At 65.9% G+C, this 15,725-nt stretch carries 12 protein-coding genes; 5 read left to right on the plus strand and 7 right to left on the minus strand.

Annotated features, from left to right (window positions below; genetic code table 11):
• Positions 1 to 45 precede the first annotated feature (45 nt).
• Both Pla108_RS19000 and Pla108_RS19005 read left to right on the plus strand, forming a co-directional pair.
• A complete protein-coding gene (locus Pla108_RS19000; RefSeq protein WP_146446561.1) occupies positions 46 to 819 on the plus strand; it encodes a hypothetical protein in 774 nt (257 codons plus the stop codon).
• 209 nt (positions 820 to 1,028) lie between these two features.
• Positions 1,029 to 4,847 (plus strand): LamG domain-containing protein, encoded by a 3,819-nt coding sequence (locus Pla108_RS19005; protein WP_146446562.1) that lies wholly within the window; start codon positions 1,029 to 1,031, stop codon positions 4,845 to 4,847.
• Between the two features lie 6 nt (positions 4,848 to 4,853).
• On the opposite strand, the gene Pla108_RS19010 is transcribed toward Pla108_RS19005, so the two are convergent.
• The 5 genes from Pla108_RS19010 to serC form a co-directional block, all read right to left on the minus strand.
• Positions 4,854 to 5,327 (minus strand): hypothetical protein, encoded by a 474-nt coding sequence (locus Pla108_RS19010; RefSeq protein WP_146446563.1) that lies wholly within the window; start codon positions 5,325 to 5,327, stop codon positions 4,854 to 4,856.
• A 141-nt stretch (positions 5,328 to 5,468) separates the two neighbouring features.
• Entirely contained in the window at positions 5,469 to 5,786 is a 318-nt protein-coding gene (locus tag Pla108_RS19015; RefSeq protein WP_146446564.1) for a hypothetical protein, read from the minus strand.
• A 338-nt stretch (positions 5,787 to 6,124) separates the two neighbouring features.
• The gene (locus Pla108_RS19020) at positions 6,125 to 6,367 is read right to left on the minus strand and encodes a BON domain-containing protein (RefSeq protein WP_146446565.1); all 243 of its coding nucleotides are present in this window, start codon (positions 6,365 to 6,367) and stop codon (positions 6,125 to 6,127) included.
• A 226-nt stretch (positions 6,368 to 6,593) separates the two neighbouring features.
• A complete protein-coding gene (serA, locus tag Pla108_RS19025; RefSeq protein ID WP_146446566.1) occupies positions 6,594 to 8,213 on the minus strand; it encodes a phosphoglycerate dehydrogenase in 1,620 nt (539 codons plus the stop codon).
• Between the two features lie 130 nt (positions 8,214 to 8,343).
• Positions 8,344 to 9,483, minus strand: coding sequence for a 3-phosphoserine/phosphohydroxythreonine transaminase (gene serC, locus Pla108_RS19030; protein ID WP_146446567.1), 1,140 nt, complete (start codon positions 9,481 to 9,483; stop codon positions 8,344 to 8,346).
• 285 nt (positions 9,484 to 9,768) lie between these two features.
• Between serC and Pla108_RS19035 the strand changes: the two genes are divergently transcribed.
• Positions 9,769 to 11,727: a chloride channel protein gene (locus Pla108_RS19035; RefSeq protein ID WP_146446568.1), complete on the plus strand. Its 1,959-nt coding sequence runs from the start codon at positions 9,769 to 9,771 to the stop codon at positions 11,725 to 11,727.
• A 40-nt stretch (positions 11,728 to 11,767) separates the two neighbouring features.
• Here Pla108_RS19035 and rnc read toward each other — a convergent pair whose 3' ends face one another.
• Entirely contained in the window at positions 11,768 to 12,499 is a 732-nt protein-coding gene (gene rnc / locus Pla108_RS19040) for a ribonuclease III (RefSeq protein ID WP_146446569.1), read from the minus strand.
• Between the two features lie 266 nt (positions 12,500 to 12,765).
• Between rnc and mgtE the strand changes: the two genes are divergently transcribed.
• Positions 12,766 to 14,166 (plus strand): magnesium transporter, encoded by a 1,401-nt coding sequence (gene mgtE, locus Pla108_RS19045; RefSeq protein ID WP_315851612.1) that lies wholly within the window; start codon positions 12,766 to 12,768, stop codon positions 14,164 to 14,166.
• 81 nt (positions 14,167 to 14,247) lie between these two features.
• Here mgtE and Pla108_RS19050 read toward each other — a convergent pair whose 3' ends face one another.
• On the minus strand, positions 14,248 to 14,583 hold the full coding sequence (locus Pla108_RS19050) for a hypothetical protein (protein WP_146446571.1): 336 nt from the start codon (positions 14,581 to 14,583) through the stop codon (positions 14,248 to 14,250).
• A 361-nt stretch (positions 14,584 to 14,944) separates the two neighbouring features.
• Here Pla108_RS19050 and Pla108_RS19055 point away from each other — a divergent pair, with 361 nt between their 5' ends.
• A complete protein-coding gene (locus Pla108_RS19055) occupies positions 14,945 to 15,691 on the plus strand; it encodes a pyridoxine 5'-phosphate synthase (RefSeq protein WP_146446572.1) in 747 nt (248 codons plus the stop codon).
• Positions 15,692 to 15,725: the final 34 nt, after the last annotated feature.

Consider the following 15,725-nt stretch of genomic DNA (forward strand, 5'->3'; position numbering starts at 1 on the left):
GAAGGCATTGCACGACGTTCTCAATCCCAACCTGAGGTAGACCCAATGAGACGCATCCTGACCCTCACTCTCGCCGCACTCGCGGCGCCGGCGCTCTGTAGCGCCGCTGTTATCGTCAGCGAGGACTTCGAGTCCTACGCCGACACCACCGCTCTGGGCGGCGTCTGGTCGCTCGGCGACGGCACGCTCGACACGGCCGCCGGCAACCCGGGCCAGTCGCTCAACCACCCCGGCACGGGCGGTTCTTTCACCGGCGCCAACACCAACTCGCTCAGCTTCCCCTCGGTCTACCCCGGACCGGGCGAGACCCTGATCTTCCAGGCCGACATCTACGACGACGGCAACTCCAACAACGAGCGCAACACCGCCGGTCTCCGCGCCGCCGCAGGGGCGAACATCATTGAGATGGGCCACTACAACAGCCCGTCGCATTACGCCATCCGCACGGTTCTGTTCGGCGGGGGCAGCGACGCGGTTTACGTCGCGTTCCCCAATATCATCGACGACCTCGGCGCCCCGGTTGCTGATGCGACTTCGGTCACGGGTTGGCACACCTACACGGCTGCCATCACCGATTCGAACGTTACGTTCACGCTTGACCTCAACGGAGACGGCAACATCAATAGCACGATCGTCGCCAACGTTACGCAAAACGCCGCGTTCGAGTTCGACATCATCCGCTTGGGTGGCCCCTCGGACCTCGGCTCGGGCGCCGGTGGCGTCAAGTTTGACAACATCAGCCTGACGCTCGTCCCCGAGCCGACCGCTGCGGTGCTGGCCCTCGTTGGCCTGGCCGGGTTGGCTCGCCGTCGCGGCTGAACCCTTGCATGCGTTTCTGCGGAGTGACGCGAGGCGCCCCGACCGACCGGTCGGGGCGCCTTTTTTGTGCGCCGGCGCAAACCGGATAAACAGCCCAATCGCATCACATGGTGGAGCCGAGCTACCCCTGATGACGGAGGTCGGGAGAGTGACAAGGCAGAGGAACGTAGCCTAGGGGTAGACCCCTTTGGCTCTAGAGAAACCGTGCCATGCTGCGCTACGCCCTCTCTCTCCTGGCCGTCTTGTTGTGCGTTGTTGAAGCGGACGCCGCTAACGTTCTACTCGTGATCTCCGGCAGTTCGCCCAGCACGGAAGAAGCCGCCCGCAAGACCTCGTTTGAAGGCTGGGGCCACACGGTCACTACGATCCAAGACAACGAGAGTCAGGCCAACTTCAATACCGCCCTAGCGGCGGCCGACATGGCTTATGTGTCGGGAACGATCCAGCCTTTCGATCTTCTCTACAAACTCCGCGAGGCGAGTTGCGGCGTTGTCTCGGAGGTCCCTGACCTCGATACGGAATTTGGCTTTGCTAGTGGCGACGGCTACACCGACGGCGCGACGGATGTCGTCTACAGCGTGGACACTACCCATCCGGTCACGTCGGGTCTGCCGAGTGGAACGGTTAGCTTCTTTACGAGTAACCAGGGGAGCGCGCAGAACGGCAATACGCTCGCAAGCGGATTAACGACGCTCGGGTTGGGCAGCTTTGGGATGATGAGTCTCGGCGTCATGGATTCGAACGCCGCACTGGCCAACACCTACAGCGGCAACAGCGTTGCCAAGGGGCGGCGTGTGCGGCTGCCGTGGAACAGCGTCTCCTGGACGGCCCTTAACGCCAACGGTCAACTCCTCACTCAACAAGCGATCGCCTGGGCGGCAAGCGGGGGAGGTCTGATCGGCCATTGGAAGTTCGACGAGACGAGCGGGACGGTCGCCGCGGATAGCTCAGGCAACGGCAACGACGGCACGCACGTGAATAGCCCAACGTGGTCCACCAACGCGATGCGCGGCGGCTCATTGCGGTTCAACAACTCGAGCTCAACCGATCGCGTCGATGCAGGGGTATTCGACGTCGCCCGAGATATCACGATGGCAACCTGGGTGTACGTAGAGACATTAAGTAATGATTCACGCCTGATCATCAAGTGCAATGGCAATACCGCCGCTACACAAGAGTGGGGAATTGCTGTTGACGAATATGGTGCCCTGCAGGTCCGCATCCGCTCGACAGGTGGATTCGACTGGCGCGGAACGGCCACGGGGGTGGTCACTGCGGGCCGTTGGCATCATGTCGCCGGAACGTACGACGGCACTACCATGCGTGCCTATGTTGACGGCGAACTTATTAACTCCTGGACACACACATTCGGAGGCGACCTCGATGTCCAATCAACGCGTACTGTGTCGTTAGGAGATTCTTCTGCCGGCGGCAGACCACTCCTCGGCTATCTTGACGACGCACGCGTTTATGACCGTGCGCTAAACGACACGGAGGTGCGAGAGCTCTATGGTCTCGTGGGGCATTGGATGCTTGACGAAAGCAGCGGTACGACGGCAGCTGACAGCTCGGGAGTAGGAAACGACGGAGCCTATGCAGGCTCCGCAACGCTTGGAGGTAGCGGTGTTCGAGGCACTTCAGCTGCTTTCGATGGCAGCTCCGGCAAGGTCGTGGTTAGCCCATCGAACAGCTTGGATTCACTCGAATCCGTCTCGGTAGGCTGCTGGGCAAAGAGCACCACGAGCACGTGGAACGAGAACGGCATGCTAGTCAGCAAGCGTGACCAGTTCGTGCTCCACCCCGTGATCAACACGACAACAATCCGCTTCGAAGTTCACGCGAACGGGAGCTATCATGGGCTGAGTTACGACGTCGATGACATCACCAGTTGGAGGCAATACCTCGGAACTTACGACGAAGGCACGGGCGATCTGAAGCTCTACGTCGATGGCGTTCTGGTCGACTCGACCAACCTTGGAGCCGAGACGCCACTCACTGCGGACGCAGGCGACTTCTTGATCGGTCACGACGAGGCTCACTCCGCTCGCTACTTCAACGGCTCGATGGACGACGTCGTTCTGTACAACCGGGCGATGATCCCGGAGGAGATCGCCGAGCACTACGGCCTAGTCGCCCATTGGAAGCTCGACGACGCAACCGGTACGACTGCGGCCGACAGCTCGCTCTCGGGGAACGACGCCCCGCTCACCGGAACGGCTGACTGGACGAACGGGCAGGACGGCGGCGGCCACGCCTTCGACTACACCGACGGGCAGGACTATTTCACCGCGCCGAGCAGCGAGCCGTTAGACGACGTCCAGGAAGACGATTACACGGTCATGGCTTACTACCGACCGGAGCGCGTCCCCTCTGGCACTGGGAGTGAGCTAGCTCACTCCGTCCTGATTAAGAACGGCAATCACCTCGGCATCTTCTACAACAGCTCACAGCAGTTCCACATCGACCACTGGCTCGCCGGGAACATCCTTGCCAAAGCGGTGACCACCGAGACCACCTACGCTCCCGGCCGCTTCTATCACGTCGCTGGCGTGGTGAGTCGAACCAACGGTACCGTCCAGATTTACATCGACGGCCAGCTAGTCTCGACGACGAACTTCACTCCGGGAACGACTTCTCGAGAGTATGCCAGCACGCCGTGGCGAATCGGCGTCGGCAATCCCGGGGGGTTGTACCCGTCTTTTGGTGACATCGACGACGCCCGCATCTACAACCGCTGCCTCTCGGGCGTCGAGATCGCCGAATTCGTCCAAAGCGGCTTGATCGCCCACTGGACGTTTGACGAAGGCGCCGGCACGACGATCGCCGATGTCACGGGACATGGCCATGACGGGGCGTTCAACACGGGAACCGCCTCGTGGGTGACCGGGGTCCGCGGCGCGGCGTTGGAATTCGACGGCGCCAATGACGCCAACACCGACGAAAGCTTCGACCCGCCAGCAGTCGGCAGCGTCGCCCTTTGGTTCCGGCCAAACGCCGAGCCTTCGAGCGCCGAGAGGCTGCTTGGGGTCGCCAATCAATGGGAAATCCGTACCGAAGCCGACGGCGCCATCTATTGCGATCTCGCTGGACCCGCGACGGGATCGTTTACGACCGCGAGTGGAGTCGCGCAAGCGGGAGGATGGCGGCACCTGGTCGCCATCTACAACTCGACCGAGGACACGCACCAACTCTACCTCGACGGTCAACTGGTGTCGTCCGGCGGCTTCAGCTGCGACAACGAGCCCGCCGCTACGCTTACGTTCGGCTCGAGGACCGGCTCCGCCGAACGGTTCAACGGCGCGCTCGACGACGTGCGGGTTTACAGCTACGAGTTGACCGCCGCCGAGATCGCCGAAATATTCGGCCTGGTGGGCCATTGGAAGCTGGACGAAACCGGCGGCTCGGTCGCCGCCGACTCGTCGGGGCTCAGCCGACATGGGACGTACCTCGGATCGCCGATTCTCGCCCAGTCGGGCCCCAAGCCGACCGAGCTGGCGGCGCATTTTGATGGCGACGACGACGTCGTCCTGTTGCCGACCATCGACGACGACTTCGCCGACGGCGCAGCCATCAGCGCCTGGGCCCGGCCGACCGCGACCAACAATTTCGCCAAGTTCCTGCAGGTCGCGGAGGGGACCACCAAAGAGATCGATCTGGGGCGGCATGGCACGACCAATTCGCTCCGCGGAATCGCCAGCAGCGGATCCTCGACGACCTCGGACGGGGGTCTGCACCTCGGCGTTTGGCGGCATTACGCGATGTCAATCAACTCCGCCGGCGAGATGAAGCTGTTCCGCAACGGCGCGCTGATCCACTCGGCGACCCAAGCCCCACCGACAGCCGGCCCTCGCACTGGCAATTGGATCGGCGGCAGCAACTGGCCGACGGATGAACTCTTCGAGGGAGACCTGCGCGACGTTCGGCTTTACAATCGGCCGATCACTGACGAGGAAGCGCGGACCCTCTATTACGGCGAGTCCGTCCCGGGCCTGCGGATCGTCCGGTGGCAAGAAGTCGCCAACCCGTGACGCCCTTCAGACATCGCCCAGGCTAACGCCGTAGCGCTGGCGGGTCTGCTCGGGCGACAGGTTGAAGACGGTGCGACCCTCGGTCTGCCAGCGGCCGTCGCGCCAGTGGAACACCGCGGTCGCGTCGCGGAGATTGCCGACGGCTTCGACCTCTTCCATGCCGCCGCCTGCTTCGGCCTCGAACGCGATCGTGACGCCAACCAGGGCGATCAGCTCTCCGGTCGCCACGTCGCGGACCAGCAACGCGTCGGCCGGCAGCCAGTCGCACCGCTTCCAGACGAGCCCGCGTGGCTTGCCGGTGGCTTGGGCCGCTCGGCGGAACTCGTCGGCGAGCTCCGGGCGGCGCTTCGCAAACGAAGCGGCGGCGCGCGTCGCTTCGCGCCGCGCCCGACGCGTGCGGTAGGCGCCACGCAGGACCCAGCCGACGCCCAACAAGACCGCAGCCGCCAGCAGCACCAGACGCGTAAGAAACCACAGCACAGCAGACGCCTCGTGGGCCGGGGGGCAGCGGGTAATCCCCTTCCAGCCTAACGAGCCGTAGCCGAGGAGAGCGTTGCGATCGTTTCCATTTCGGAGAGCCGGGACGGCGTACCCGCTCACGACCCAGCGACGCGAAAGGGCTTAGTACGACGGGTAAAGCGTGGGCCCTACCTGGCCCAGGGGGCCGCCGTTCGACGACGTCGACGCATCGATCCAGGTGCTAGGCGCGTCGAAACCGCCGCACGCCGGAGGCGTAAGTGCAGCGGGCAGCCGCTGCACCCGCTGGGCCGCGATGCCTGACTTCATCATCGGCCCGAGCAGCATCGGAGCGTGGTAGCCGGGGCCGCACCCTAGTCCCAGGCACTGTTGCCACGAGGTGGGCATGTTGTAGTAGCCGGCCCCGAGGGCGGGCGACGCCAGGGCGACGACCGCAACGAGACAACTCAGGCGTGCGCGCACGATCAACCTCCCTTAGCCGAATACGGGGCCATCCCGCTGATGGCTGAATCGGCATTCGGCGCGCCGCGCGTCAATGCCCGTCGCGACACAGCGACGAATGGGCGGTCGCTACGCCTCCGGAATTGCCGGCGGGGCAGACTCTAAGGCCCCGAAACAGCAGACGGCCGCGCCACGCGGGCTTTGCAGGCCCCTACGTAGTCCGACCGTCACAATGCGAACCGTCGGCCACAGGCTCGTTTAACACCAAGTCATTTGTGACAAGATGCGGTTCGGTCCGTGGGCAACGTGGCCAATTAACCGTAGGCCAATTAACCGTAGGAATGCCTCCTACGGAAGGATCAGGTCCAGGCGACCTGCAACAGGTTCTCGACCATCTGGACGCCGTCGATCCGACGGGCGACTTCCTGAGCCATCTGCTTCTCGAAGAACGTCCCGACGTCACCGTGCAGGCGGACCCGGCCGTCTCCCGCCTCGATGCGGACACGCGAACCGGCCACGTAAGGGCTCGACGCCAGGGCGGCGGAGACGGCTTCGTGGAGGGGAGAGGCGGCCTGCGTGGCCGGGGCGTCGATGGTCAGCATGGCGGTTGGCTCGGCGGGAGGGGGAGCGCCGCCGGGGAGTGCGACGCGGTCGGACTCCCGAACTATCGGTCGCTATCGATGGCGCACGACAGAAAGCGCAATGGGCGCGAGACGGATTACTCCGCACGCCGTACGGGTCGCACAACCCTTGCGGGTCAAACGCCCCGAACAGAGCTTCCGCGAAACGCTGTGCGCGACGTTCGACCCGATGACTCGACCGCTACTCTCAGCCGAGCCAAGCCGGGACGGTGCCCGCTTCGGGCAACCGAACCACCCGGGCGCTGCTGATCGCCTCAATCCCGCGGATGGCCTCAATCGCGGCGTCGGTCGGCTCGCCATCGACGTTCAGCACGCCGATCGCCTCGCCCCCCTTCTGGTTCCGACCGACCGCCATCTGGGCGATGTTGACGCCGTTCTGGCCGAGGACCGTGCCGATCGATCCGATGATGCCGGGGACATCCTTATGGGTGAAGACGATCAGGCAGCCGTCGAGGAAGGCCTCGAGGCGGTAGCCGTCGATCGCCACCAGGCGGGGCATGTCGGCCCCCAAGAGCGTGCCGGTGAGGCTGTGCGACGCCTCGCCGGTCGAGACATCGACGGTCATCGAGGCCCGGAAGGCGCCTTGCTGGGCGCTCGACTCGGTCACGAGCTGGATGCCACGCTCGGTGAGCAGCGACTCGGCGTTGATCAGGTTCACCTCATCGCCCATCGCCTGCTCGAGCAGGCCGACGGCGAAGGCGGCCGTGAGGATCTTGGTGTCGCCGTCGGCGAGCGTCCCGCGATAGGTCAGCCGGCACGAGCCGACGCCGCTGGGGGTGAGGCTCTGCGAGAGGCGTCCCAGTCGGTGCGCCACGTCGATGTAGCCACGGAGCGACGCCAAGGTCTTCGGGTCGAGAGCGGCGGCGTTGACGGCGCACTTGATGGCGCCTGTCTTCAGGTAGGCGGTGAGCAGCTCGACCGCCTCGACGGCGACCTGCGTCTGGGCCTCCTCGGTGCTCGCCCCCAGGTGGGGCGTGCAAACCACATTCGCCATGCCGAACAGCGGGCTGTCGGTGCAGGGTTCGTCGGGGTAGACGTCTAGGGCGACGCCACCCAACTTGCCCGACTCGAGGCCCTTCACCAAGGCCGCCTCGTCGTAGATGCCGCCGCGGGCGCAGTTGATCAGCCGGCAACCCGGCTTGATCTTCTCGAGGGCCGCGTCGTTGATCATGCCGCGCGTTTCGTCGGTCAGCGGCGTGTGGACCGTCAGGTAATCGATCCGGGGCAGCATGTCCTCGACCTTCTCGACCAGCTCGATGCCGAGCGACTTGGCGTGGTCGGCCGACATGAACGGGTCGTAACCGACGAGGTCCATCTCGAGCGCCTTGGCCCGCGAGGCGACGGCTAGGCCGATGCGTCCCAGGCCGACGATGCCGAGCGTCTTGCCGGCGACCTGGGCGCCCATGAACTTCTTGCGGTCCCAGCGTCCCTCGACGAGCGACTGGTTCGCGGCCGGAACGTTGCGGCTCATCGCCAGCATCAGGGCGATCGCGTGCTCGGCCGTGCTGATCGTGTTGCCGGCCGGCGTGTTCATGACGACGATGCCGGCGCGCGTGGCGGCCGGCTTGTCGATGTTGTCGGTGCCGACACCGGCCCGCACCACCGCCCGCAGTTTGGTGTTCCCCTCGAGCACGTCGGGTGTCAGCTTCACACCGCTACGGCAGATGGCGCCGTCGAACTCGTTGAGCGCGTTCTTGAGGTCATCCCCTTTGAGCCCCGTGCGGACTTCGTACGAGACCCCCTCGGCGGCGTCCAGGAGAGCGAGGCCTTCGGGTGCGAGGTCGTCGAGGACGATGATGCTGGGCATAGAAGCGAGAGGGGCGAGGGGTTAGGGACGGGGGACGAGGGCAAATGAAATCGGCTTCGCCTCTAGCTTGGACGAGAGACCGCGAACCTCAGGACCCTCGTCCCTCGTCCCCCGTCCCTCGCCCCTGGCGTCAGCCCTGCTCACTCCGGAACTCAACCATGTAATCGCGGAGGGCTTCGACCCCCTCGATCGGCATGGCGTTGTAGATCGAAGCACGGGCGCCGCCGACCGAGCGGTGGCCCTTGAGGTCAGTGAGGTTGCGTTTCTTGGCGCCACTCAGGAAGGCGTCGGTGAGGTCGTCCGACGGCAGGCGGAACGCGACGTTCATCAGGCTGCGGCAGCCGGGCTGGGCGTGGCCGATGTAGAAGTCGGGCGACGCGTCAAGCACGTCGTACAGCAGACCCGCCTTCTTTTGGTTGTGATGGTGGACGGCCTTGAGGTCGCCGAACTCCTGCATCAGCCACTCGGTCACGAGCTTCACGATGTAGATCGAGAAGGTCGGCGGCGTGTTGTTGAGCGAGTTGTCGGCGATGTGCGTGTTGTAGTTGCAATAGACGGGCAGGTCGGGGCTCGCGTTGGCGACGAGGTCCTTCTTCACCACGACGATCGTGACGCCCGCCGGGCCGGCGTTCTTCTGCGCACAGGCGTAGATCAAGCCATACTTGCTGATGTCGAGCGGCTTGTGCAGGAAGTCGCTCGAGGCGTCGCAGACCAGCGGCACGCCGCCCGTGTCGGGCTCGGTCGGGAACTGAACGCCCTGGATGGTCTCGTTGCAGGTGTAGTGGACGTAGGCGGCGTCCGGGTCGAGGTCCATCTTCGCCGCCCCCTCGCAGAACGGCGCCGGCAGCCGGTCGAAGTTCGTCGCGGACGAGTCGTAGGCGACCCGCACCGGGCCGGCCTTCTTGGCCTCGGCCATCGCCTGCTTGCCCCACGAGCCCGTGAGGAGGTAATCGGCCGACTTGCCCTTCTGGGCGCCGAGGTCGCCAATCAGGTTGGCGGCGGTCATCCAGAACTGCAGCCGCCCACCACCTTGAAGGAAGAGGATCGCGTAATCGTCGGGGACGCCGAGAAGCGTCCGCAGGTTGGCCTCGGCCGCCTCGATGATCGCGATGAAGGCCGGGCTGCGGTGGCTGATCTCTAGCACGCTGGCGCCGACGCCTGGCAGGCAAAGCATCTCGTCGCGGGCCTGCTCAAGCACCGGCAGCGGGAGCATCGCCGGTCCGGCGGAGAAATTGAAAACGCGCTGGTCGGTGGCGGTGGCGGTCGACATCGGATTCAGCCTGGTTGGGACGTGGCGTGGAGGGCGGGGGCGGAAAACGCTTGTCAGACCCGGCAGTTTAACGGGGCGTCGCACGATTGACGATGGGCGGCGGCGTCAGGTTCGGGGCGACGAAACGCCGCACCCACCCCCACACCCCGACTTGCTACGAATCAGCCACCTTTGCCGCTATGTCATCGGTCCCTCGGGTAGCGAAGTCCCCAATCGACGCTTACGCTCTTACGCAGCCGTCTCGCGCCGCCGCGCAACCGTGATCTTTGATCTCTCCACGCCGCCGTGTACAAGCGATTTGCTGATTGGATCCGCCCCCTCGCCGAGAGGGGCGCCGTCCCCGGCGGAACGCTTACCATCTTTGTGGCGGGAGTCGTCGGCGTCGCCGCGGGCTTCGGCGCGGCCTTTTTTGGCCTCCTCCTCGAGACCATCACCGACTGCACCTACGGCTTCGCTGCGGCAGCCCGCGACGACGCCAGCGGTGGGATGGCGTGGCTCTGGACCGCGGCGATCATCGTGAGCCCCCCGTTGGGGTTGTTGCTCGTCGCCTGGGCGACCCGGCGTTTCGCCCCCGAGGCCCAAGGCCACGGCGTCCCAGAAGTGATCACCGCGGTGGCGCGCCACGACGGCGTCATCCGCCCCCGCATCGCGATCGTCAAGATCCTGGTCAGCGGGATAACGATCGGCTGTGGCGGCTCGGTGGGACGCGAGGGGCCAATCGTGCAGATCGGGTCGGCCTTCGGCAGCTCGGCCGGCCAGTGGTTGCGGCTGTCGGCAAAGAATATCAAGGTCCTCGTCGCGGCCGGCGCCGCAGCGGGCATCAGCGCGACGTTCAACGCCCCGCTCGCGGGCGTCGTCTTCGCCAGCGAAATCATCCTCGGCTCGTTCGCGGTCGAGTCGCTAACGCCGATCGTGCTAGCGAGCGTCCTCGCCGACGTCGTCCAGCAGCACGTTGGCGAACACCGGCTGAACCCGGCGTTCAAAGACCTCGAGTACCAGTTCGCTGGCGCCTGGGTCCAGCTTCCGAGCTACCTGCTGCTGGGCTTGGTGGCGGGCCTCGCGGCGGCTGGATTCATCAAGGTCCTGTACGGCCTGGAAGACCTCTCGCAGCGTTGGCTCCCCGACTGGCGTAAGCGGGCCCTCGTGCTCGGCGGGATCGTCGGGTTGATCGGGGCGGTCTACCCGGCGCTGCCCCCCTTCACCGCCGAAGGGGCGACCCTGCAAGACCTCAAGCGGCTGCCGCCCCTCATGGGCGTCGGCTACCAGGTGGTCGAACACTCGCTCCACCTCAGCATCGAAGGGGACGACAAGGGGCCTTATGGCGACGGCGAAACCCGGGGGCCAACCGCCTCGTTTTTCCAGGGGCTCTTCCAAACCGCTCCCGACAAGGCGGTCCGGGTGCCGAGCGATCGCTTGCTGAGCGAATTGCTCTGGCTGGCGCCACTCGTACTACTCAAGCCGCTGATGACCAGCCTGACGCTCGCCGGCGGCGGGTCGGGCGGGGTCTTTGCGCCGTCGCTGTTTCTGGGCGCCACGCTCGGCGGCTCGTTCGGGCTGGTGATGAATATGATCGTGCCGGCCTACAGCCATTCGCCCGGCGTCTACGCCATTGTCGGTATGGCGGCGGTCGTCGGGGGCGCCACCCAGGGGGTCCTCTCGGCGATCTTGATCGTTTACGAGATGACCGACCAGTACGAGATCATCCTACCGATCATGGCCGCGGTGGGGGTCGCCAGCATCGTCACCCGGATCGTCGACCCCGAGAGCATCTACTACAAGAAGCTCAGTCGGCGCGGCGAGCACATCTCGCGCGGGCACGACCTGCACAATCTCGACCACGTGATGGTCCGTGACGTGATGGTCCGCAAATTCCCGACGCTCAACCCCGGGGATAACGCCGCCGAGATCATCAAGATCGCCCGGCAGCACCCGGAGATGGAGAGCCTCCCGGTGATGGGCGCCGACGGCAAACTGATCGGCATCATCCGCGCCGAGGACCTGCACCGCGTGCTCGACAGCGACCTGCCGCCCGAACTGGTGAACGCCGAGGACATCGCCCTCCGCGCGCCGCTGTCGGTCCACCCAGCGGAGAATCTGATCGAGGCGATGCGCGACTTCGGCGCCCGGGACGTTGAGACCTTGCCCGTCGAAGTTGGTGTTGGCGAGAGCCGTCGGCTCGTTGGACTCTTGCTACGGTCGGACGTGATGCGCCGTTACCGAAAAGAAATGCTCTCGGGGCATTGAGTCCCCAAACGCCGGCCAGCGCAGCGCCAGGCGCCGACGCTTAAGCCTCGACGCCCAGGTACGGCGGCTCGTCCCCTTCTAACTCGGCCAGGGCGTTGGCGGCGGCGCGCTGCTCGGCTTCTTTCTTGGTCTTGCCCCAAGCGCCGGTGAAGCGGCGGTCGCTGATCTGCACCGCGACCTGGAACACCTTGCTGTGGTCCGGCCCCTTCTCGTCGAGAAGGCAATAGTTGGGGGTGGTCCCTTCCTCGCGCTGCACCAGCTGCTGCAGCAACGACTTGAAGTTCTCGCCGCCGACCCCTTCGGCCGCCGCATGCTCGATCTCGCGGAGCGTCAAAGGCATGACAAACTCGGCCGCGGCGTCGCGTCCGCCGTCGAGGTAGATCGCCGCGACGAGCGACTCGAACACGTCGGCCATGACGCTCGGCGGCACCGTCGGCGAGGTCGTCATCCCCTTGCCAAGGATCAAGAAGGGCTGCAGCCCGAGCCGCTTGCTCAGTTTAGCGCAGGTCTGCCGGCTGACGACGACGCTCTTGACCTTGGTCAGGTCCCCCTCCAGAAAGTCGGGGAAATGGTCGTAGAGTTGCTCACAGACGATGGCGCCAAGAATGGCGTCGCCCAAGAACTCCATCCGCTCGTTGGAGCCGAGCCGGTGATCGGCGCCCGAAGCGTGCGTCAGGGCCGATTCGAGCAAGCCCCGGTCGCGGAACCGATACCCCAACGCCACTTCACAGGCGTCGAAATCAACAGCATCGGAGACCGGATCGTCAGACACAGAGGCGGGTGGCGCGTGAGGGGTGGGGGAAACGCAGCCTGAAGGCTAATAACCGGGCGGGGGGGTGGTCAATGCACGCCGCGACACGGCCGGCGCCTTCAGCCGGCGGGCAGGGGCGTTGTGGGGCCTAGCCATCTCGGTCGGCGGACCGAGTAAGCTGTACGCCGACGGGCGTCCGGCGCCCCCCGAGACGCCCCGACCCGATGCCCTCGCGACTTGCCCCTGCCACCCGTCGGTCCCGCCCCCTCCCGCCCTCGACCGTCGCCTTGAATACGCTCTACCTGCCCGAACTGCGTGAGATGATCGCCACGGACGACAACGAGTCGCTCCGCGAGTTTGTCGATGCGCTGATGCCGGCCCGCGTCGCGGAGTTCATGGAGGGGCTCGACGCCCGCGAATCGTGGCGGGTGCTGGAGGTCGCCGACCCGGAACGCCGCGTCGAGGTCTTCGGCTACTTCGAGCCCGAAAAGCAAACGGCGCTCGTCCACGCGCTCGTGGGCGACGGCGACGCCGCCGCCATGAGCGGCTTAGTGGCCGACCTGCCGGCGGACGACCGCGTCGACCTGCTACGGGACGTCGACGAGCACGTCGTCGACGAGTTGATCCCGCTGCTGCCGATTGAGGACCGCCGCGAAACGCTCCGGCTCCGCGGATTCCCCGAGGGGACCGCCGGCTCGGTCATGACCACCGAGGTGGTCTGTCTCAAGGAGAACCTCTCGGTCGCCGAAGCGCTCACCGAGATCAGCAAGCAAGCGTTGGGCGTCGAGACGGTCTACTACTCGTACGTCGTCGACGACGACCGCCGGCTGCTGGGCCTCCTCTCGGCCCGTCAGCTCGTGACGCACTACCTCAACCCCGATCAGCCGATCAGCGAGCTGATGGAGCGCGACGTCGTCACCGTCCTCGCGATGGACGACCAGGAAGCGGTCGCCGAGACGGTCGCCGACTACGACTTTTTGGCGATCCCCGTCGTCGACGACAACCGCCGGCTGTTGGGCATCATCACGCACGACGACATCATCGACGTCCTCCGGGCCGAAGCGACCGAAGACGCCCTGCTCTCGGCCGGTATGGCGCCCCTCGAGTCGGGCTACCTGCGGACCCACTGGTTCACGCTCGCCTGTAACCGGGGCGTCTGGATAGGCGTCCTGTTCTTTGCCGCGTTGCTGACGGCGTTCGCCCTGCTGCGGTACGAAGAGGCGTTCGACAGCGTCTGGTGGCTGGTGCTCTTTATCCCGCTGGTGATCTCTAGCGGCGGCAATTCGGGCAGCCAATCGGCGACACTCGTCATCCGCGGCCTCACCGATGGCGAGGTGTCGCTCGGCGACTGGCGCCGGGTGCTGCGCCGCGAGCTCCTGATGGGGCTGACGCTGGGAACGACCCTGGCGGCCTTAGGATTTGTCAGCGCATGGGTGCTCACGCGGCAGGCGCCCGAGGGGCACACAGCGCCCACGCTGGTGGAAGTCGCCGTCGTGCCGGCCACGCTGCTGCTGGTGGTCGTCTGTGGCACCGTGTGCGGCGGACTGCTGCCGCTGATGTTCCAGCGGTTGGGGCTCGACCCCGCGCTGATGAGCAATCCGTTCGTCGCCGGCATCATCGACATCGCCGGGATCGTCATCTACGTGACGGTCGCCATGGCGATGATCGGCGGCCTCGCCGGCGGGTGAGGCGTGAGCGGTGAGGTTGGCGAAGCGAATCCGGTCAGGATCACCAGCCCTCACGACTCTCACCTCAAGCCTCAAACGTCGTCAGACATCCAGCACGGGATGGCCGACGTACATCTGCAGCACCTGGCTTTGGACTTTGATCGCGCGGATCAGCACCCAGACTTGCTCGGGCGAGAACTCGCGCGGATCGGACGACGCCAGCTCCTCGAGCTCGCCGGTCATCGCCGCGTGCTGGTCGGTCGCGAGCTGGAGTTGCAGCCCGACCTGACGCCAAGCCGACTGCAAAGACCGGCCCTCGTTGAGTTGGTCGAGGTCACGTTGCGAATTGGTCAGCAACAGGCAGAGCCGCGCGACGTCTTGCGGCGTCGCCTCGGGCTGCATTTGTTGGATTCGCTCGGCCAGTTGGTGGCAGGTCATAAGCGGCGGGCCAAGTCGGCCAGGAGGCATCGTCGTTCCGGTGGCTCCGTCGCCACGGTTGCTGAACTACGAATGGTAGCTCGGTCCTCCGGTCGCGGCTTGTGACACTTTTCACGGACGCCCTCCCCCTCGGCCCAAAGTGGTCGGGCTGTATCGACTGCACGGACTGGTCAGCCCCCTGCGGCGGGGGACAATGGAATTGCCGCCGAAACGCCTTAATTTCGGTAACCCGCTAACCGAACCCGCCAGCGCCCCCAGCGGTCCCCTGGGCGGCGCTCGGCAGCGGTCGCTGACACGGCGAGCGGCCGCGCGATAGACTCCCGGCCTTCGGATCGCCCTTCCTTTGACCCCCCATCGCCCCGTGGCCTCACTCGGCGTCAACATCGACCACGTCGCTACCGTCCGGCAGGCCCGCCGGACGACCGAACCCGACCCCGCCACCGCGGCCGCCCTGGCGGTGCTCGCCGGCGCGGACGGGATCACCATCCACCTCCGCGAGGACCGCCGTCATATCCAGGACCGCGACCTGGAGGTCCTGATGCAAACCGCAGCGGTCCCGGTGAACCTCGAGTGCGCGTGCACCGACGAGATGATCGGCATCGCCTGCGCCACCAAGCCGCACCAGGTGACGCTCGTCCCCGAACGCCGCGAAGAAGTCACGACCGAGGGGGGTCTCGACATCGTCGGCGGCCGCGATCGTGTCGGCACGTGCGTCGAACGGCTGGCGGCAGCCGGGATCCTCGTGAGCCTCTTCATCGACGCCGACCCGGCGCAGATCGAGGCCTCCGCCTCGCTGGGCGAGGGCGTGGACGGCGTCGAGCTCCACACGGGCCCCTACGCCCACGCCTTCGCCGACGCCGGCGGCCTCCGCGGCCCGGGCAAGCAACAGCTGGAACGTCTCGTCAGCGCCGGCGCCGCCGCACGGGCGGCCGGCCTCCGCCTGCACGCCGGCCACGGCCTCAACTACCAGAACGTCCAGCCGGTCGCCGCGCTGCCCGAGATGAGCGAACTGAACATCGGCCACAGCATCGTCTCGCGCGCGGTGCTGGTCGGCTTCGAAGCCGCGGTGCGTGAGATGAAACGGCTGATCGTCGAAGCGAAGTCGTAGTACGACGGGTCGGCCTAGAAATCCGGCGTACATC

The organism is Botrimarina colliarenosi, from assembly GCF_007859955.1.
In the GTDB taxonomy this organism is placed as follows: Bacteria; Planctomycetota; Planctomycetia; order Pirellulales; family Lacipirellulaceae; genus Botrimarina; species Botrimarina colliarenosi.